A 19155-nucleotide genomic window follows, 5' to 3' on the forward strand; every position below is an offset into this window, starting at 1 on the left:
GGTGCGGGGTGTCGCAGGGGTCAACGACAGATGAAGGAAAGAGATTCCGTGTCGTCAGTCGTACATCATCGCACGGGGTGATGTCTCAGCGTTCAACCACCCTGACGGGTGAGCTCAGCGCAGCGCCAGCTGCCCCGGTCCGGTGGGCGTCGGCCCCAGCTGGCCGCGGGAGTAGTGCCGCCGGCACAGCACCTGGTAGCGGACGGCGGCGTCCCCACCGGACGCGACCTCGGGGACGGCCGCCGGCGGCTGCGGCGCCGGCGCGGTGTCGGCGACCACCACCGTGGCCCCCTCCCGCACCACGGCGCCACCGACCACCCGGGCGTTGAGCAGGCCGGGCAGGCCGCACCAGCAGAGCACCTCGACCTGCACCCGCTGCACGTCGTCGGCCAGCTCGAACAGCCGCTGGGTGCCGGGGAACAGCCGGGTGCGGAAGTCGGTGGTCAGCCCGAACGCGTAGACGTCGACGTGCGACTCGTCGACCAGCTCGGCCAGCTGCTCGGCCTGGGCGCCGGTGAGGAACTGCGCCTCGTCGACGATCAGGTAGTCGACCCGCTGCCCGGCGGCCCAGCGGTCGCGCACCAGCAGCCGGACGTCGGTGTCGGCGTCCAGCTCGATCGCCGCCCGCTGCAGCCCGACCCGGGAACTGATCTGCGGGGTGCCGGAGCGGTCGCCCTGGGTCAGCAGCAGCCCGTGCCGGCCCTGCCGGCTCTGGTTGTGGTCGACCTGGAGGGCGAGGGTGGACTTCCCGCAGTCCATCGGTCCGTGGAAGAAGACCAGATGGGCGGGAGCCGGGTGCCGACGTCGGTCACCGGCGGCCGGGACGACGTCCAGCGAGGCGTCGAGGGCGGCGAGCTGACCGGCGGGGGGAGTGGGGGTCACAGACGCTCCGGAGGGGTGTTGCCGGCTTCGACGATCGCGCGGCGCATGTCCAGCCGGGCCAGCAGCCAGCCGCCGGCGACGAAGAAGAAGACGAGGCTGAAGATCGCGTACCGGTAGGACTCGGTGAGCTGGTAGGTCAGGGCGAACAGGAACGGGCCGAGCCAGCTGGTACCACGGTCGCTGATCTCGTAGAAGCCGAAGTACTCGGCCTCCTTGCCCGGCGGGATGAGCTGGCTGAACAGCGAGCGGGACAGCGCCTGGGTGCCACCGAGCACGAAGCCGATGCAGACGGCGAGCAGGTAGAACTGGACGACGGCGCCCGACTGCACGAAGTACGCCGCCACCAGGACGCCGACCCACAGCACCAGGCTGCCCAGCACCGTGCGCTTGGCACCGATCACCATGGCGATCCGGCCCATCCCGATCGCGCCGAAGAAGGCGACCACCTGCACCAGCAGGATCGCCGAGATCAGCGTCGACTGGTCGAGGTCGAGCTCCTCGGCGCCGTACTGCGCCGACACCCCGATGATCGTCTGCACGCCGTCGTTGAACAGCAGGTAGGCGCCGAGGAACCACAGGGTGAGCCGGTACCGCCGCAGGTCGCGCAGCGTCGCGGCGAGCTGCTTGAAGCCACCGGAGAGCGCCCCCTGCCCGGGTGGCACCGCCACGCCGGACTCGCGCGGCTGCCGGTTGCGCAGCAGCGAGACGCTGACCAGGGTGAACCCGGCCCACCAGATGCCGGCCGAGGCCAGGCAGATCCGCACCGCCTCGCCCTCGGTCAGGCCCAGCGCCTCGTACTGGGAGAACAGCGCCAGGTTGCCGGCCAGCAGCAGCGCCCCGCCCAGGTAGCCGCAGGCCCAGCCGCGACTGGAGACCGCGTCCCGCTCGTCGGGCCCGGCCAGGTCCGGCAGCCAGGAGTAGTAGACGACGGTCGCCGCGCCGAAGGAGAGGTTGGCCGCGATGAACAGCGCAGCGCCCAGGAGGTAGCGCTCACCGGCGACGAAGAACAGCGACATGGTGCACAGCGAGCCGAGAGCGGCGAAGGCGGCCAGCAGCTGGCGCTTGGCGCCGCTGCGGTCGGCGATGGCCCCGGTGATCGGCAGCACGAGCACCTGCAGCACGACCGACAGCGACAGCACGTACCCGAACCAGCTGCCCGGCGGGACGCTGATGCCCAGCGGGTGGATCCGGCCGTCGGCGTCGGCGGCCGCCTCGGCGATCGAGGTGAGGTAGGGCGCGAGGAAGACGGTCGTCACCGAGGTGTTGAAGACCGACATCGCCCAGTCGTAGGAGTACCAGCCGGCGCGCTCGCGGCGCAGCGCCCGGTCGGGCGGCGGCGGTGCTGGGTGGACCTGCGGGGCGGCGCTCACCGGCGCAGGGTGCCAGGCGCGGGGACGGCGGTCCAGCACCGGCCCGACTGCCCGTGCGCGCCGTGCACGGCAGGTCGGTGCGCGGCCGCCTGGCGGGCGACGCTCACGCGCCGGTCCACTGCCCCCGGGACACCAGCAGGTCGCGGAGCATGGCCGGCCGGTCGGTCATCACGCCGTCGACGCCCAGGTCGAGCATCTCGGTGGCATCCGCCTCGCTGTCGACGGTCCAGACGTGGACCTGCAGGCTCCGGGCGTGTGCCGCGGCGATGAACCGCTCGTCGACCAGCGGGCGGCCGCCCAGGGCCAGCGGCACCTGCGCGCACCCCGCCTGGATCCGGACCAGCCCCGCGGCGCGCGGGGAGTAGGAGGACAACCGGAGCGCGGCGACGCCCTTGGGCCCCAGCGAGGTGCAGACGTCCGGGCCGAAGAGCCGTCGCGCCGCGGCGATGCGGGCGTCGGAGAAGGAACCGAGGCAGATTCGGTCCTCGACGTTCAGCCGCCGGATGCTGTGCACCAGCGGCGCCAGCACGCCGGCGGCCTTGATGTCGAGGTTGAACCGGACGTCCGGCCAGGCGCCCAGCAGGTCCTCCAGCCGCATGATCGGCTCACGGCCACCGATCAGCGCCGTGCTCACCTCCCGCCAGGGCAGGGTGTCGACCCGGCCGGTGCGGTCGGTGACCCGGTCCAGCGTGGGGTCGTGGAAGACCACGAGCTCGCCGTCGTAGGTGACCCGGACGTCGGTCTCGATGTACCGGTAGCCCAGCTTCACACACGCTTCGAAGGCCGGTTGGGTGTTCTCCAGGTGCTCGATGGCCCCACCGCGGTGGGCCATCGCCACCGGGGTCGGCCCGTCGAGGAAGGCGTAACGCGAGCCCGGCACGCCCCCACGCTAGTGCGGTGGTCCGTGGCGTCTCGGAGGTGGTCCAGGTCGCGGTGCGCCCGCCCGCCGGGACGGGCCTCGGGCGTGTCCACGGCGGACGGGCGGGCGGGGCGTCTACCGTCCCTGCCGTGGCAGTAGAGCAGGGCGTCGAGGCCCGCCTGGTCCCTCGGACGCGGCGTCCCGAGGGCGAAGAGCGACGCTGCGGCTGGTGCCGCAACGTCCTGCCGGCGCAGGAGTCGGTGGGCCGGCCCCGGCTCTACTGCGGCCAGGCGTGCCGGCAGCGGGCGTACGAGCAGCGGTCGGCGACGGCCAAGGCGGGACTGTCCGCGGACGTCGTCCTGGTGACCCGGGCGGAGCTGGACGGCCTCCAGGACCGGCTGTACCAACTGCGCTGCGCCATCGAGGACGTCCAGACGCTCCTCACTGAGAAGCCCACCAAGGCCGAACTCGAGCGGTCCCTGGCCGAGCTGGTGCGGTCGACCGGTCGGCTCGACCGGCTCTGGCTGAACGGCAAGGCCGCCGGCTGAGGAGTTGGCGGCCGACCGAGGGTTGGCTGCCAATGCGTCACAGTGACGTTTATCACGTGGGCACACACGGTCCAGGGGGGAGCGGTCCCCAGGTCCTCGAGCGGGCGTCGCTCACCTCGGGCCACTGACACCTCGCTCGGCGAGCCGTCGCCCGGCCGGGCGACGAGGACGACCGCAAGCTCAGGTGTCACTGCCGGCAGTGCGATCGTGCGGACTGGCGATCATGGACGACCGAGACCCTGCAGCAGCGTCATTCCGTCAGAGTGACGTATTCACATCTGGCCAGCGGGACCAGGGGAGTTGGGCCTGGAGTGGTCGCGGCCGTCGATGACGGCGATCGACGTCCGCCATGTCCAGAGCCCATCAAGATCGTCGGATCTGTCGGCAGGCTCTAGATGATCGACATGGCATTCCGACCATCGGCGCGAGACTCGTGCAGCACGCGTCAGGATGCCGACCAGGCTGCACAGAGACCGGACGTGCACCCACGAGGCTCGGCGCCGGTCACGTGGTCGGCGCCGTGGTGACGACGTGCCGTCGCATGCTGCGTCTTCGGACCAGTCAGCTGGCTCAGGACCGCCCTCCGACCAGCCTCTTCCTATGCGCCGATAATCGACATTATGTCAAGTAGTGGAGACGACAGGCCCCGACCGGATCCACGGCGCCGGGTTCCTCCCCATGAAGGCGACCAAGCGCTCGACAGGTGACTCGTCCGGTCCGGAGGTCACCTGGGCGGCGAACGACGTCCCGCGGGCCGAGTCGTCGAGCAGTCCACCGGCCAGGGTCAGCACGTCCTCAGCGAGGTCCGCCGGCAGCTGCTGCGCCCGGCCCCGTGCGGCGGCGACGTCCCAGCCGTGGACGGTGAACTCGATGGCCGCACCATGGGCGGCCTCGGTCGCCCATGGCGCCGGGCGGCCGTGGCTCCCCTGCTCGCCGGCTGCATGCAACTGGTCGAGCAGCTGCTGGACCCGCCGCTGGGCGCCGACCATCGGGCCATCGACGGGCCGCGCCGGCGACTGAGGCATGGTCAGCCGACCGGTGGCGAGCAGGCCGGCGAGCGCATCGGCGACGTCCGCCAGGTGCGCCACCACGGACCGGACGTCCCAGTCGGCACAGGGCGTCGGCCGGTCCAGGTCACCGATGGCCAGCGCCCCGACCTCGTCCAAGGCGTAGCGGCCGGCTCGGGCCGCCAGCGCGACGTCCACTCCGAGTGGACGCTGGCTCAGCTCGGTCACGACGTCGCTCAGGCGTCCGCGTGCGCACGAGCGCCACGCACCGGCGTCATCTGCCACGGCTCGGCCGGCAGCACCTCGCCTGTCTCCAGCAGTGACTTGAGGTTGGCGAGCACGGCGGGCCACCCGTGCGAGACACCGTCGTGGCTGGCCTGGTCCGCGAGACGCTCGTGGGTGACGGTGAGCCGGACGATGCCCTCGTGCGGTTCGACCGCGAAGGTCACGACCGACGGCTCCCCCACCGGGTCCTCGTCGCCGTCCGCCGCCGACTCCTGGAAGGTGATCACCAGCCGGGTCGGGGGCACCGACTCGAGCACCCGCCCGGCGACGTCCACCTTCTCCGACCCGTCGGTGCGCCGGTGCTCCCAGGTCGACCCGGTCTGCCAGTCGGACACGTTGGCGTGCCCCCAGTACCGGGCGGTCAGGTCGGCGTCGGTCAACGCGTGCCACACCTGCTCGGCGCTCGCGCGGATGTAGGTGACGTACACGTAGTCGGGGACGGCGGTTGTGCTCGTACTGCTGGTGGCCATGGCCTGCTCCTCTGCCTGCTGCGTGATCGCGCTGATGACGGAGAGCCGGGGCCGGTCGAAGGCCGAGATCCAACGCTCCTGGACCTGGTGGATCGGCACCGGGTTGAGGTGGTGCAGCCGTTCCCGACCCCGCCGGACGACGGTGACGAGGTTGGCGCGGTGCAGGACGTCGAGGTGTTGGGTCGCCGACTGCCGGGCCATGCCCAGGTGCGTACAGAGCTCACCGAGGGTCTGGCCGTTCCGCTCCCGCAGCCGGTCGAGCAGCAGCCGTCGGGTCGGGTCGGCGAGCGCCTTGAAGACGGCGTCCATCCCGCTCGTCTCGGCGTCCATGACCAGGATCATGCAGGTAGTTGCCTGCATGTGTCAACGGCTCGCAGCAGCGGTCGGACGCGACCCCGTCAGCCGGAGAAGGTCACGTCCTGCGTGTCCACCACCCCGGCCGTGCGACCGGGCGCTGCCTGGAACTGCCAGTAGAGGTTCGTGTGCGCGATGACCTGCTCCGCGGGCGGCGCACCCCAGGCGCTCTTGTCGCCGGCGGTGTGGGCATCGCCGACGAGCGTGACGTCGTAGCCCCGGGTGAAGGCCCCGTGGATCGTCGACCGGATGCAGGCATCGGACTCTGCACCCGCCACGACCAGGCGACCCACGTGGAGGTCGGCCAGCACGTCCTCGAGGTCGGTGCCCTCGAACGAGTCGCCGTAGGACTTGTGCACCAACGGCTCGGACTGCGCCCGCACCAGCTCGGGGACGTACTGCCACTCGTCACTCCCCCGCACCAGTTCCTCGTCGGAGTGCTGCACCCAGACGACCGGCACCCCGTCGCCGCGCGCCTTCTCGACCAGGGCGTCGATGTTGCCGACGACCTCGTCCCGGCGGGGCGCCTCCCCCACCACGCCCTGCTGGACGTCGATGACGATGAGTGCGGTGTGCGGGCGGTCGGACAGCGTGCTCATGACGGTCTCCCCTGCTGGTCAGCGGCTCGTGCGACAGCACGAACGCTAGACCGGACCACCGACAGGAAGGCCCCCGTTCGACGCCGGGTGGAACGCACACGTCCAGCCCAATGGTCGACCCGGTCCTTGCCCGCGCGGCCAGGGACCGGGTCGACCCCTCCCCTGTTGGAGCTGGTCCTTCCCTGCTCTAGAAGGTCTGTTTGTTGGGGATAACGGTCGAACGAGTGAGTGAGGGGTTTGCGCCGAGAGGCTGGTCGGTAGGGGGCGCAGGGCGCCTTTCGCGTGCCACCCGCGGCTGGGCCGCGGTCGACCCACTCGAGAGGAACCACCCGTGCCGAGCAGGATCGAGGACTACGGACTGATCGGGGACCTGCAGACCGCTGCGCTGGTCGGCAAGGACGGCTCGATCGACTGGCTGTGCCTGCCGTCCTTCGACTCCGCTGCCTGCTTCGCCGCGCTGCTGGGCGACGAGCGCAACGGCCGGTGGCAGCTCGCGCCGGCCGGAGCCGGCACCTGCACCAGCCGGCAGTACCGGGGTGACTCCCTGGTGCTGGAGACCGAGTGGGAGACCCCGACCGGGACGGTCCGGGTCATCGACTTCATGCCGCCACGGGGCGAGAGCCCCGATGTCGTCCGCATCGTCGAGGGCGTGTCCGGCCACGTGCCGATGCGGCTGGACCTGGTGCTCCGGTTCGACTACGGCCACCTGGTGCCCTGGGTGCGTTCGGTGGACGGCGACCTGGTCGCCGTCGCCGGCCCGGACGCCGTCTCGCTCACCACGCCGGTCCACCTGCACGGACAGGACCACACCACCGCGGCCGAGTTCGAGGTCGCCGCTGGTGAGCGGGTCCCGTTCGTGCTCACCCACCACGCCTCGCACCTGCCTCGGCCGAAGCCGGTCGATGCCGAGGAGGCGCTGACGAGCACCGAGGAGTTCTGGGCCGAGTGGATCGGTCACTGCAGCTACGACGGGGAGTGGGGGCCGGCGGTCCGCCGCTCGCTGATCACCCTCAAGGCGCTGACGTATCGGCCCACCGGCGGGATCGTCGCCGCCGCGACCACCTCACTGCCCGAGGAGCTCGGCGGCAGCCGCAACTGGGACTACCGGTACTGCTGGCTGCGCGACGCGACGTTCACCCTGCAGGCCCTGCTCGGCACGGGGTACCTCGAGGAGGCACGGGCCTGGCGGGACTGGCTGCTCCGCGCCGTCGCCGGTGACCCCGCCGACCTGCGGATCATGTACGCGCTGGACGGCTCCCGCCGGATCCCGGAGTACGAGCTGCCGTGGCTCCCGGGCTATGAGGGCTCGGCCCCGGTGCGGGTGGGCAACGCCGCCGCCGGGCAGTTCCAGCTCGACGTCTGGGGCGAGACGCTCGACGGGCTGCACCTGGCCCGCGAGTCGGGCCTCTCCCCCACCGCGGACGCCTGGGCGGTGCAGAAGGAGCTGCTGGCCTACCTGGAGGACATCTGGGAGACCCCGGACAGCAGCCTCTGGGAGGTGCGCGGCGAGCCCCGGCACTTCGTGCACTCCAAGGTGCTGGCCTGGGCCGGCGTCAACGGCGCGATCGAGGCGGTGGAGCGGCACGGGCTGGACGGGCCGGTCGAGCGCTGGCGGGAACTGCGTCAGCGGATCCACGACGACGTCTGCGCCCGGGGCTACGACGCCGAGCGCCGGACGTTCACCCAGTTCTACGGTTCCGAGGGGCTGGACGCGGCGCTGCTGCTCATCCCCCAGGTCGGCTTCCTGCCCTGGGACGACGAGCGGGTCGTGGGCACCGTGGAGGCGGTGCAGCGCGAGCTCACCTCCGACGGCTTCCTGCTCCGCTACCACACCCACGCCGACGGCCGGGTCGACGGACTGCCGGGTGAGGAGGCGCCGTTCCTGCTGTGCAGCTTCTGGCTCGCCGACGCGCTCAACGGCATCGGTCGCACCACCGAGGCCCGGGAGCTGTTCGAGCGGCTCCTGGGCCTGGGCAACGACCTCGGGCTGATGAGCGAGGAGTACGACCCGCGGACCGGCCGGCACCTGGGCAACACCCCGCAGGCGTTCAGCCACGTCGGCCTGGTCAACACCGCCCGGCACCTCAGCGGGCAGGTGCGGATGCCCGGCGAGCACGCCTGAGCGGACCGGGCCCGCGGCTCGGCTCGGTCACCCGTCGTCCTGGACCAGGCAGAACGGGTGCCCGGCCGGGTCGAGCAACACCCGGACGTGCGGCTGCGGCTGGTCCTGGGCGAGCGTGGCGCCCAGGGCCACCGCCTCGGCCACCGCGTCGTCGAGGTCCCCGACCTGGACGTCGAGGTGCATCATCGGCCGCTGCTCCCCCACGGCCGGCGGCCACACCGGCGGCCGGTAGTCGTCGGCCTGCTGGAAGACCACGAAGACCGCGCCTCCAGGGGCGGCCAGCACCGTCGTCCCGGGTTCCTCGTGCCCGATCGGCCACTCCAGCAGCTCGGCGTAGAACCGGGCGAGCGCCGCCGGGTCGGGCGCCTCGATCGCCGCTCCCCACCACATGCCGGCCTGTCGGGATCGCATCCGCCCAGCCTGGCCTGCGCCGACGGCGCGCGTCCAGGACCCGGACGGGGCTGACCCGCCGCCCGCGAGCACGGGCGGCGGGTCGGACCGGTGGGGATCAGGCGACCTCGGTCCGCAGGATGCGCAGCCAGCCGAGCAGCATCGGCAACGCCACCCACAGCGCCGCCGAGGTGCCGAACTGCAGCCAGCCCTGCGCGTCCAGCCCGTCCTCGAACAACGGCATCGAGGTCGTCGACAGGTCCAGCCAGTCGCGCACCCAGTCCAGCGCCGACACCAGGTTCACCAGGATGGTGAACACCGTCGGCAGCACGAAGTACAGGACGATCGCCAGCGGCGAGCTGAGCAGCAGCATGCCGAACGCGACACCGGCCAGGACGGTCACCACCTGGACGACGAGCACCTGGCCCACCAGCGCGGCGCTGATGCCCCAGTCCTGCGCCGAGTCGGAGAAGACCGGCGTGAGCCCGGTCGCGACCACCGCGGCCAGCGCCGCGACGGCCACGCCGAGCACGGCCAGCACCGTGGCGGCGAGCACCTTGGCGACGAGCACCCGGGACCGGCGTGGCACCAGGGTGAACGTCGTCATCGCGGTGCGCTGCGACCACTCGCTGGTCACCAGCAAGATGCCCAGCACCGGGAGCAGGATGCTGATCGGCAGCTGGGTGATCCCGAAGTGGTCGGTGAACCGCTTGGGCGCGTCCTCGACGAACAGGGAGATCGCCACCACCGCGAGCACGGCCAGGCCGATGACGATCAGCAGCCACCGCCCGGCGCGGGTGTCGTAGGACTTGCGCAGCTCCACCCGCACCAGCTGGAGCAGGGACGGCGCCGGGTGGTCCACCAGCGTGCGCGGCTGGTCGGGGGTGAGGGTCGCGGTGCTCATGCCTGCACCTCCTGTACCTCGTGGGAGGAACCGGTGAGGGAACGGAAGAGGTCCTCCAGCCCCGCTCCCCCGGCGGCCCGCAGTTCGGTGAGCACGACGCCCGCCGCGGCCACCGCCTGCCCGACGGCGAGGGCCTCGGCGTCGGCCACCAGGGCGTCGTCCGGTCCGGCTGAGACGCCGATGCCGGCCGCCTCCAGCGCCTTGGCCAGCAGGGCCCGGTCCGGACCGCGCACCAGGGTGCCGCCGGTGCCGGCCAGCAGCTCGGACTTGCTGCCCTGCGCGACGATCCGCCCGCCGGAGATGACCACCAGCTGGTCGGCGACCGCCTCCACCTCGTGCAGCAGGTGGGAGGAGAGGAGCACGGTGCCGCCGCGGTCGGCGAAGTCGCGCAGCAGCCCGCGCATCCAGAAGATGCCCTCCGGGTCCAGCCCGTTCGCCGGCTCGTCGAGCACCAGCACCTGCGGGTCGCCGAGCAGCGCGGTCGCCAGGCCCAGCCGCTGCCGCATCCCGAGTGAGTACTGGCCGACGCGCTTTCCGGCCGGCCGCCCGGCCAGGCCGACCCGCTCCAGCGCCTCGTCCACCTGGCGCCGGTCGACGCCGAGGACCCGGGAGGCCAGGATGAGCACCTCCCGCCCGGTGCGCCCACCGTGCTGGGCGCCGGCGTCGAGCAGCACGCCCACCGAGCGGCCGGCGTTGGGCAGGTCGCGGTACCGGCGCCCGCCGACGGTCGCGGTGCCGCTGGTCGGCTCGGCCAACCCGACCAGTGCGCGCATCGTGGTGGACTTGCCGGCACCGTTGGGGCCGAGGAAGCCGGTGACGGTGCCCGGCGGACAGGAGAAGGAGACGTCGGCGACGGCGAGCTGCCCGCCGTACGCCTTCGTCAGGTGTTCGATCGTGATCATGGTGCAGACCCTGCTCCGTCCGATCGGCTCCGCGCATCGGCCAGAAGTAGGTGATCACCCGCGCTCCCCGGCTCCCGGCGCCGCAGACGTAGACCTTGGTCTGTTCCAGGGACCGACGGTCGTCCGTAGCCTCCTCCTGTGAGCGTGGCGACGGGACCGGGGTCCGCCCCCGGCGTGGAACACCCCTCGCTGGTGCCGGCCCAGCTGCTGGGCGACCCGGGTGCTGCGCCTGAGCGGAGCCCGGACACCACGTCCGGCACGGGCGGGCGCCGCCGGGTCCGCCGCTCGGTCCGTGACTGGGCGGTCGACGTCGCGGCGTTCCTCTTCTCCATCGCCTTCGGCATGGTCGTCGTTGGCATCACGCTGAGCGAACCGGGCCCGCACCCCGATGCGCTGATCGCTGCCGACGTCCTGGCCGGGTCCATCGGTTGCCTGCTGTTGTGGTGGCGGCGCCGGTGGCCGGTCGGCGTCGCCGTGGCGCTGGCGGTGATCGGCAGCTTCTCCGACATGAGCGGCGCGGCGGTGCTGATCGCGCTCTTCACGGTCGCCGTGCACCGCCGGCTCCCGGCGGTGTTGGTCCTGGCCGGGTTGAACGTCGTGTCCTTCGTCGCCTACTGCCTGCTGCGGCCGACCGAGGGCATGCCGTTGCCGCTGTTCCTCGGGTTCGGCGTCGTGTTGCTCGCCGCCGTGGTGGCCTCTGGTCTGTTCGTGCGTGCCCGCCGCCAGCTGGTGATGCAGCTGCGTGAGCGCGCGGTGCGCGCGGAGGACGAGCAGCAGCTGCGGGTGGAACAGGCCCGGCACCTGGAGCGCACCCGGATCGCCCGTGAGATGCACGACGTGCTGGCCCACCGGCTGTCCCTGCTGAGCATGCACGCCGGGGCGCTGGAGTTCCGCCCCGATGCCCCCGCGGCCGAGGTCGCCCAGGCCGCCGGCGTGGTCCGGGCCAGTGCCCGGCAGGCGCTGGAGGACCTCCGGGAGGTCATCGGGGTGCTCCGCGACGGCGGGGACGGCGACCCGAGCACCCGCCCGCAGCCGAGGCTGGCCGACCTGCCCGCGCTGATCGAGGAGTGCCGGCGGGCCGGGGTCCGGGTGCGGGCCGAGTACCGGGTGCCCGAGCTCGGCTCGGCCCCGGCGGCCACCGGGCGCAACGCCTACCGCGTCGTCCAGGAGGGCCTGACCAACGTGCGCAAGCACGCGCCGGGCACGGTGGCCGCCGTCGTCGTCTCCGGGGGCCCGGGCACGGGCCTCACCGTGGAGGTGCGCAACCCGCCGCCGGCCGGCGGGGAGCACTCCGCGCCGCTGCCCAGCGCCGGCACCGGGCTGGTGGGCCTGCTGGAGCGGGTCAGCCTGGGCGGTGGGCACCTGGAGCACGGCTGGACACCCGACGGGGAGTTCCGGCTGCGCGCCGAGCTGCCCTGGCCGGAGCCGGCGTGAGGGAACCGGTCCGGGTCCTCGTCGTGGACGACGACCCGCTGGTGCGCGCGGCGCTGGCCATGGTGCTCGGCGGGGCGGTGGACCTGGAGCTCGTCGGCGAGGCCACCGACGGCGACGAGGTGCCGGCCGCCGTGGCGGCCAGCGCCCCGGACGTCGTCCTGATGGACATCCGGATGCCGCGCACCGACGGCCTGACGGCCACCGAGCTGCTGCAGGCCACGCCGGATGCCCCCGAGGTGATCGTGCTGACCACCTTCGACGCCGACGACCAGGTGCTCCGGGCGCTGCGCGCGGGGGCCAGCGGGTTCCTGCTCAAGGACACCCCACCGGTCGCGATCCTGGAGGCCGTGCGCCGGGTGGCGGCCGGCGAGCCGATGCTCTCCCCCACCGTGACCCGTCAGCTCATCGCGCACGTCTCGGCGGTGCAGCCGGCCGGCCCGGTCGCGGACCGGCAGACCCGTGCCCGGACACGGCTCGCCCTGCTCAGCGACCGGGAGCAGGAGGTGGCGCTCGCCGTCGGGCGCGGGCTGTCCAACGCCCAGATCGGCGCGGAGCTGTACCTCAGCGTGGCCACGGTGAAGGCGCACGTCTCCCGGTTGCTGGTCAAGCTGGACGTCGCCAACCGGGTCCAGATCGCCCTGCTCACCCACGACGCCGACCTCGTCTGACGCCGGTCAGCGGTCGCGCCAGTTCGGCCCCGTCCGGAGGCTCGCCCCGAGCTTGCGAGGGGTGAGGGGGACGGGGTCCTTCCGGAGCCACCACCCCAGCCGCCGGGTCATCCAGGGCAGCAGCAGGTAGGTCATCACCGGGGTGAGGGTCAGCGTCATCACCGCCACCCGGAGGACGACGTGGACCTCGGTCAGCAGCGCACCCAGGGTGACCGTGGCCAGCAGGTTGAGCGGGAAGAAGACCAGCCAGATGGTGACCGCCTGCTTCCACCGCGGTGGCGCGAGGGACGCGGGCACCTCCGTCGCCGCGTCGGCCGGCGCGTCGAACCAGCCCTCGATGCCGGTGCGCCGCTCGGTGCGGGTGACCTCGGCCAGCCCCTGGGCCGACCCCAGCCACCAGCGTCGCTCCGAGCTGGCCTCCCAGGCCGCCATCGTCGCCGGTGAGTCGAAGCGGCACAGCATGTGCCACTCGTCGGCGTCGTGGCGTGGGCGGACCCAGCCACCGCCGAGGAACCCGGGGAAGTTCTCGGCCATCGTCAGTCCCGCCCGGATCCAGGCGGTCATCTCCACCGTGTGGGCCGGGTCGGCCCGCCGGGTGAAGGAGACGGTCACCGGCAGCTGCGGGGTCTCCGCGAGCGCCGGCACCGGGACAGTGCTCTCCATGACCACAGCATCCCTGCCGCGGATGTCGCGCAGATGTCGGGTCGGTCACCGGGCGTCCAGCGGCGTGGCGCTGACCCCACGCACAGGTCCACTGGCGACGATGCCCGGGTGGACGTCGTCAGCTCGCTCTGGGAGCAGGTCTCCGCGACCTCTCCCCCGCTGCCGCTCTGGCTGCTCGTCCTGACCGCGGCGCTCGCCGCTGCGCTGGTCCTCTCCCCCACCCTGTGGCAGCGGGCCCGGCACTCGGTGACGATCGCGCACGAGGGGGCGCACGGCCTGGCCGCCCTGGTCACCGGCCGACGGCTGGCCGGCATCCGCCTGCACTCCGACACCTCCGGGGTCACCGTGTCGGCCGGCCGGCCTCGCGGCCCCGGCATGGTGCTGACCGCAGCCGCGGGCTACACCGGCCCCGGACTGTTCGGGCTGGGTGCGGCGGCGCTGCTGGCCGCCGGGTTCGCGATCGGCCTGCTGTGGGCGCTGTTGCTGCTGCTGGCCCTGCTGCTGGTGCAGATCCGCAACTGGTACGGCCTGTGGTCGGTGCTCGTCACCGGCACCCTGGTCTTCGCCGCCACCTGGTGGCTGCCCGCGGCGGGGCAGTCGGCGTTCGCCGCCGGCGTCACCTGGTTCCTGCTGCTGGCGGCGCCGAAGACCGTCCTGGAGCTCCAGGCCAAGCGCCGCTCGGGTGCGGCCCGGGACTCCGACGCCGACCAGCTGGCCCGGCTCACCGGGCTGCCGGGGATCGTCTGGGTCGCCGTCTTCCTGCTGGTCGACGGTGGCGCCCTGCTCCTCGGCGGCTGGTGGCTCCTCCGCGACACCGCCCTCCTCTGACCCCAGTCACCACCAGAATGGCCATTTCGGTGGTGACTGGGGTCCTCCGTCAGTCGCTGGTGGGGCGGTTGCGGCGGCGGGGGGCGGCGTGCGGCGGCTGGCGCACCGGGTCGACGACGGGCGGCGGCGGGATCTCCCGCTCCACGGTCTCGGCGGTGACCACGATCGGCTCCCCGTGGTGCGCGGTCTCCAGCGGTCCCTCGCCGTAGACCAGCCGGTAGCTGGCCTTCTCCGGGGTCACCGTGACCGACAGGCAGTTCCCCTGGAACACCACCCGGAAGCGCAGCCGGCGGATCCGGCTGGGCAACCGCGGCGCGAAGGTCAGGCGGCCGCCGTGGTCGCGCATCCCGCCGAACCCGGCGACCGCGACCATCCAGCCCCCGGCCAGCGAGGCGATGTGCAGCCCGTGCCCGCTGTTGCCGTGCAGGTTCTGCAGGTCGGTCAGGGCCGCCTCGCCCCAGTAGTCGTGCGCGAGCTCCAGGTGTCCGGTCTCGGCGGCGATCACCGCCTGCACCGACGCCGACAGGGAGGAGTCCCGCACCGTCCGCGCCTCGTAGTAGGCGAAGTCGGCGATCTTCTCCTCGAGCGTGAAGGCGTCCCCCCGCAGGTGCAGGGCCATCACCAGGTCGGCCTGCTTGACGACCTGCTTGCGGTAGATGTCGAAGTAGGGGAAGTGCAGCAGCAGCGGGTACTGGTCGGGCCGGGTGCCCTCGTAGTCCCACTCCTCGTGGTGGGTGAACCCCTCGGACTGCTCGTGCACCCCGAGGTCGGCGTTGAACGGCACCCGCATGCCGTCCGCGGCACGGGCCCACAGCTCCAGCTCGTCCTCGCCCACCTGCAGCCGCGCCGCGGTCTGGGGCTGACGGTGGGCGGCCGCGACCGCCTCCCGCAGGTTCCGCTGCGCCATCAGGTTCGTGTAGACGTTGTTGTCCACGACGGCGGTGTACTCGTCGGGCCCGGTGACGCCGTCGATCCGGAAGCCGCGGCCGTCGTCGAAGTGCCCGAGCGAGGCCCACAGCCGGGCCGTCTCGACCAGCAGCTCGGTGCCGTAGTCGCGGTCGAACTCGTCGTCCAGGGTGGCCGCGGTGTAGCGGGCGACGGCGTCGGCGATGTCGGCGTTGATGTGGAAGGCCGCCGTCCCGGCCGGCCAGTAGCCCGACGTCTCCTCCCCGCGGATGGTCCGCCACGGGAACGCGGCACCGGTGTGGCCGAGCACGCGGGCCCGTTCGCGGGCCAGGTCCAGGGTGGAGTGCCGCCACAGCAGCGCATCGCGCACGGCTCCGGGCGCGGTGTAGGTGAGCACGGGCAGCACGTAGGTCTCGGTGTCCCAGAACGTGTGCCCGTCGTAGCCGTCACCGGTCAGCCCCTTGGCCGGGATCGGCTGCCGCTCGGCGCGCAGGCCCGCCTGCAGGACGTGGAACATGCCGACCCGCACCGCCTGCTGGAGCTCGTCGTCGCCCTCCACCTCGACGTCGGCCTCGTCCCAGTGCCGGTCCAGCAGCTCCCGCTGTTCCCGCACCAGCCGGTTCCAGCCGGCCAGCTTCGCCGTGGCCAGCGCCCCCTCCACCTGGTCCCGGACGGCGGCCGACGAGCGGCGGCTGGACCAGCCGTAGGCGAGGTACTTCACCAGCCGCAGCTTCGAGCCGGCCGGCAGCCGGGCGGCCAGGGTGTAGCGGGCGAGGTCCGGGGAGACCTCCAGGTCCTCGGTCGCCGAGTCGGGGACGTCGACCTCGTGGTCCATCCCGGCGGCCATCCGCAGCCGGCTGCGGGTGGTCTGGTGCACCAGGACGGCGTGCCGGCCGCGACCCACGTGCAGCTCCGACTGCAGCGGCCGGGTCATCGCCGAGGCGGCGCGGGGGTCGCCGGACTGGGACGTCGTCACGAACTCGTTGGCCAGCAGGTCCGACTGCAGCGCGATGTAGAGGTCGCCCTGGTCGTCGGTGCACTCGACGGTGTACTCGACGGCGGCGATCGACCGCCGGGTCAGCGAGACCAGCCGGGTGCTGGTGACCCGCACCTGACGCCCGCTGGGGCCCCGCCACTCGGTGGTGCGGCGCAGCAGCCCGTTGCGCAGGTCCAGCGTCCGGCGGTGGTCGATGACGTCGCCGTACTGCAGGTCCAGCGGGGTGTCCCCGACCAGCAGCCGGATCAGCTTGCCGTCGGTCACGTTGACCACGGTCTGGCCCTGCTCCGGGAAGCCGTAGCCGGCCTCGGCGTAGGGCATCGGCCGTTCCTCGAAGAAGCCGTTGAGGTAGGTGCCGGGGACGATGACCGGTTCGCCCTCGTCGAGCGTGCCGCGCATCCCGATGTGCCCGTTGGCCAGGGCGAACACCGACTCGTTGACCCCCAGGGAGGCAAGGTCGACGCCGACCTCGGTCAGTGACCAGGGCTCGATCAGGAAGTGCGCGCGCCCCTCCGTCACGGGGTCTCCCCCAGCAGCTGGTCCAGGTCGGTGACGACGACGTCGGCGCCCTGCTCGCGCAGCCCGTCGGCCTGGCCCACCCGGTCGACCCCGACGACGTAGCCGAAGTCACCGGCCCGCCCGGCGGCGACCCCGGACAGGGCGTCCTCGAAGACCGCGGCCTGCGCCGGCTCGACGCCGAGGGCCCGCGCACCGGCCAGGAAGGTGTCCGGGGCCGGCTTGCCGCGCAGCCCCTCGGTGGCGGCGACCACGCCGTCGACCCGGACGTCGATGAGGTCGGCGAACCCGGCGACCGCGACCACGTGCTCCCCGTTGGCCGACGCCGTGACGACGGCGGTGGCCAGGCCGGCGTCCCGCGCCGCCCGCAGGTACCTCATCGAGCCCTCGTAGACCTGCACGCCGTGCTCGTCCAGCTCGGCCATGATCAGCTGGTTCTTCCGCGTCGCGACGCCGGCCACGGTGGACGCGTCGGCGAGGTCGTCGTCGCTGCCCTCGGGCAGGGTGATCCCCCGGCTGGTCAGGAAGTCACGGACGCCGTCCTTGCGCGGCTTGCCGTCGACGTACCGGTTGTAGTCGTCAGGGCTGAACTCCGCCGCCCCCGGGTCGCGGCTGAGCAGGAACTCGTCGAAGGTCCGTTTCCAGGCAGCCTGGTGGACCTTGGCCGTCTGCGTCAGGACCCCGTCGAGGTCGAACAAACAGGCCCGGATGTCGTCAGGGAGTCCCAGCACGCCCGACACGCTACGGCGAGATGATCCACACGACCTCTCGGGAGCCCCACCCCCGTTGCTGAGCTGTGCCCGGAGGGTGCGGTGGCCGGGGACGCGGCCGGCTCGTGCCGCGTCGTCGTTGGGGATAACGGTCCATCGTCCGACCGAGGCGCTCGCTGGGCGTCGGCGGGCGCGGCTGCCTAGGGTCGGCGGCGGGCACCACGCCCCCGCTCGCCGGCGGGACTGCCGGGGAGCCCGACGACCCGAGGAGGACCCGGCATGGCCGGTCGACCGACCCCACCCGACCCCTACGAGTTCCTGCCCCCCGTGCCTGCCTTCCAGGTGACCAGCGCCGACCTCACCGACGGCGAGCCGATGCCGCAGCCGCACGTCAGCGGGAAGATGGGCGTGCCCGGAGGTGAGGACCGGTCACCGCAGCTGAGCTGGTCCGGCTTCCCGGACGGGACCCGCGGCTTCGCGGTCACCGTGTACGACCCCGACGCCCCGACCGCCAGCGGCTTCTGGCACTGGGCGGTCGCCGGCCTCCCGGCCTCGGTGACCGAGCTCCCGAGCGGTGCCGCGGACGGCGGGCTGCCGGACGGCGCGGTGCAGCTGCGCAACGACGCCGGGTTCGCCGGCTACGTCGGGGCAGCCCCGCCGGCCGGGCACGGCCGGCACCGGTACTTCGTCGTCGTCCACGCACTGGACACCGACGACCTGGGCGTGCCGGCCGAGGCGAGCCCGGCCTACCTGGGGTTCAACCTGTTCAGCCACACCCTCGCCCGGGCCACCCTGGTCGCGACGTACGAGGTGCAGTGACCCGTCGTCCGGCTGGGGCGGCGGGTGTCCGACCGCCCCAGCCGGACGGCCGCTCCGCGGCTCAGCCGGACGGACGCTCTGCCACGCAGCTGGTGGCCACCCGGGCGAAGCCCGCCCGCTCGTAGACCCGGGCCACGTCGTCGTCGCCGGCGGAGAGGAAGACCAGGTCGGCCGTCTGCCGGGCGTGCTCGACCAGGGCCGAGGTGAGCCCGGCCCCCAGCCCGCGGCCACGGAACCGGGGCAGGGTGGCCACGCCGACGACCTCGCTGATCTCGGTGCCGTCGACCAGCACCGGCTGGTGCGAGCCGATGGCGACCGGCTCGCCGTCCTCGACGGCCACCATCATCACCGTCGAGCCTGACGCGACCCGGTCGCGCAGCACCTCGGTCGGCGGCACGGCGGCCGGGCCGGGGTCGTCCCGGGCCACCTCCGGGGTCTCCCGGGGTGCGTCCGCCGCCGGTGCGCCGGCGGGCGTGGCGAACGCCAGCGCGGCCAGCCGCTGGTACAGGCCCAGCTGCGGGTCGTCGGCGCCCACCAGGTAGAGCCGCACCTCGCTGGGCAGCAGGACCTCGACCGGGTCGTCGGCCACCAGCAGCGGCAGCTCGTCGACCACCAGCCCCGCTGCCCGCGCCACCGTGGCCAGGCCGCGGCAGCGGTCGCCGAGCCACTCCAGCGACGCCGGCAGGCCGGCCCGCTCCTGCAGGGCTATCGCGGCCCGGACGTCGTCCACCGCGACCTCGCCCTCGAAGCCGGGCCGCGGCCGGGCCGGGTGCGGCCACTCCGGCGGACCGATCGGCACCTGGAGTGCACCCACGGAGTGCACCCGGGCGTCGGGCAGCGGGGCGAGGGCGAAGTAGCGCTCGATCCGGTCGAGCAGCCCGGGCGACGACACGCCCCGGACCCTAGCCGCCCGGCGGTGCAG

General features: G+C 73.2%; 19 protein-coding genes. 6 read left to right on the forward strand and 13 right to left on the reverse strand.

Translation table 11 applies throughout. From position 1 onward, the window contains the following. Nucleotides 1–114: 114 nt before the first annotated feature. The 3 genes from O2W15_RS10505 to O2W15_RS10515 form a co-directional block, all read right to left on the reverse strand. Nucleotides 115–882 carry a thymidine kinase gene (locus tag O2W15_RS10505; protein ID WP_269179379.1) on the reverse strand — a complete coding sequence of 256 codons (768 nt, stop codon included), beginning with the start codon at nt 880–882 and terminating at the stop codon, nt 115–117. After that, nucleotides 879–2252 (reverse strand): MFS transporter, encoded by a 1374-nt coding sequence (locus O2W15_RS10510; RefSeq protein WP_269179380.1) that lies wholly within the window; start codon nt 2250–2252, stop codon nt 879–881. The genes O2W15_RS10505 and O2W15_RS10510 overlap by 4 nt, the downstream gene beginning before the upstream one ends. Before the next feature lie 103 nt (nt 2253–2355). Further along, the gene (locus O2W15_RS10515) at nt 2356–3132 is read right to left on the reverse strand and encodes a glycerophosphodiester phosphodiesterase (RefSeq protein WP_269165418.1); all 777 of its coding nucleotides are present in this window, start codon (nt 3130–3132) and stop codon (nt 2356–2358) included. Nucleotides 3133–3260: 128 nt separating this feature from the next. Between O2W15_RS10515 and O2W15_RS10520 the strand changes: the two genes are divergently transcribed. Continuing rightward, nucleotides 3261–3659, forward strand: a complete 399-nt coding sequence (locus tag O2W15_RS10520) for a hypothetical protein (RefSeq protein WP_269165417.1) — start codon at nt 3261–3263, stop codon at nt 3657–3659. Between the two features lie 623 nt (nt 3660–4282). On the opposite strand, the gene O2W15_RS10525 is transcribed toward O2W15_RS10520, so the two are convergent. The 3 genes from O2W15_RS10525 to O2W15_RS10535 form a co-directional block, all read right to left on the reverse strand. After that, nucleotides 4283–4894, reverse strand: a complete 612-nt coding sequence (locus O2W15_RS10525) for a maleylpyruvate isomerase family mycothiol-dependent enzyme (protein WP_269179381.1) — start codon at nt 4892–4894, stop codon at nt 4283–4285. An 8-nt stretch (nt 4895–4902) separates the two neighbouring features. Beyond that, a complete protein-coding gene (locus O2W15_RS10530; protein WP_269179382.1) occupies nt 4903–5751 on the reverse strand; it encodes an ArsR/SmtB family transcription factor in 849 nt (282 codons plus the stop codon). Between the two features lie 68 nt (nt 5752–5819). Then, entirely contained in the window at nt 5820–6374 is a 555-nt protein-coding gene (locus O2W15_RS10535; protein WP_269179383.1) for an isochorismatase family protein, read from the reverse strand. Nucleotides 6375–6705: 331 nt separating this feature from the next. On the opposite strand from O2W15_RS10535, the gene O2W15_RS10540 reads away from it, so the two are divergent. Then, the gene (locus O2W15_RS10540) at nt 6706–8496 is read left to right on the forward strand and encodes a glycoside hydrolase family 15 protein (protein WP_269179384.1); all 1791 of its coding nucleotides are present in this window, start codon (nt 6706–6708) and stop codon (nt 8494–8496) included. A 27-nt stretch (nt 8497–8523) separates the two neighbouring features. Here the strand turns inward: O2W15_RS10540 and O2W15_RS10545 are convergent, their stop codons facing one another. The 3 genes from O2W15_RS10545 to O2W15_RS10555 all read right to left on the reverse strand — a co-directional run bounded on the left by O2W15_RS10545 (nt 8524) and on the right by O2W15_RS10555 (nt 10692). After that, complete coding sequence (locus O2W15_RS10545) at nt 8524–8907, reverse strand: VOC family protein (RefSeq protein ID WP_269165411.1); 384 nt, start codon at nt 8905–8907, stop codon at nt 8524–8526. A gap of 97 nt (nt 8908–9004) precedes the next feature. Next, the gene (locus tag O2W15_RS10550) at nt 9005–9790 is read right to left on the reverse strand and encodes a hypothetical protein (protein ID WP_269179385.1); all 786 of its coding nucleotides are present in this window, start codon (nt 9788–9790) and stop codon (nt 9005–9007) included. Next, a complete protein-coding gene (locus O2W15_RS10555; protein ID WP_269179386.1) occupies nt 9787–10692 on the reverse strand; it encodes an ABC transporter ATP-binding protein in 906 nt (301 codons plus the stop codon). Before O2W15_RS10555 ends, O2W15_RS10550 begins: the two co-directional genes overlap by 4 nt. 138 nt (nt 10693–10830) lie before the next feature. On the opposite strand from O2W15_RS10555, the gene O2W15_RS10560 reads away from it, so the two are divergent. Both O2W15_RS10560 and O2W15_RS10565 read left to right on the forward strand, forming a co-directional pair. Further along, on the forward strand, nt 10831–12126 hold the full coding sequence (locus O2W15_RS10560; protein ID WP_269165408.1) for a histidine kinase: 1296 nt from the start codon (nt 10831–10833) through the stop codon (nt 12124–12126). After that, entirely contained in the window at nt 12123–12794 is a 672-nt protein-coding gene (locus O2W15_RS10565; RefSeq protein WP_269179387.1) for a response regulator, read from the forward strand. Before O2W15_RS10560 ends, O2W15_RS10565 begins: the two co-directional genes overlap by 4 nt. A gap of 6 nt (nt 12795–12800) precedes the next feature. On the opposite strand, the gene O2W15_RS10570 is transcribed toward O2W15_RS10565, so the two are convergent. Continuing rightward, the gene (locus tag O2W15_RS10570) at nt 12801–13457 is read right to left on the reverse strand and encodes an antibiotic biosynthesis monooxygenase (RefSeq protein ID WP_269179388.1); all 657 of its coding nucleotides are present in this window, start codon (nt 13455–13457) and stop codon (nt 12801–12803) included. 108 nt (nt 13458–13565) lie between these two features. Between O2W15_RS10570 and O2W15_RS10575 the strand changes: the two genes are divergently transcribed. Then, a complete protein-coding gene (locus tag O2W15_RS10575; protein WP_269179389.1) occupies nt 13566–14285 on the forward strand; it encodes a M50 family metallopeptidase in 720 nt (239 codons plus the stop codon). Between the two features lie 49 nt (nt 14286–14334). Here O2W15_RS10575 and O2W15_RS10580 read toward each other — a convergent pair whose 3' ends face one another. Next, nucleotides 14335–16707, reverse strand: a complete 2373-nt coding sequence (locus O2W15_RS10580; RefSeq protein ID WP_269179390.1) for a glycoside hydrolase family 65 protein — start codon at nt 16705–16707, stop codon at nt 14335–14337. Further along, complete coding sequence (locus O2W15_RS10585; RefSeq protein ID WP_269165403.1) at nt 16704–17435, reverse strand: HAD family hydrolase; 732 nt, start codon at nt 17433–17435, stop codon at nt 16704–16706. Before O2W15_RS10585 ends, O2W15_RS10580 begins: the two co-directional genes overlap by 4 nt. 258 nt (nt 17436–17693) lie before the next feature. Here O2W15_RS10585 and O2W15_RS10590 point away from each other — a divergent pair, with 258 nt between their 5' ends. Then, entirely contained in the window at nt 17694–18233 is a 540-nt protein-coding gene (locus O2W15_RS10590) for a YbhB/YbcL family Raf kinase inhibitor-like protein (protein ID WP_269165402.1), read from the forward strand. A 61-nt stretch (nt 18234–18294) separates the two neighbouring features. Here O2W15_RS10590 and O2W15_RS10595 read toward each other — a convergent pair whose 3' ends face one another. Then, the gene (locus O2W15_RS10595; protein WP_269165401.1) at nt 18295–19125 is read right to left on the reverse strand and encodes a GNAT family N-acetyltransferase; all 831 of its coding nucleotides are present in this window, start codon (nt 19123–19125) and stop codon (nt 18295–18297) included. Nucleotides 19126–19155: the final 30 nt, after the last annotated feature.

This window comes from Modestobacter sp. VKM Ac-2979, assembly GCF_026967995.1.
In the GTDB taxonomy this organism is placed as follows: Bacteria; Actinomycetota; Actinomycetes; order Mycobacteriales; family Geodermatophilaceae; genus Modestobacter.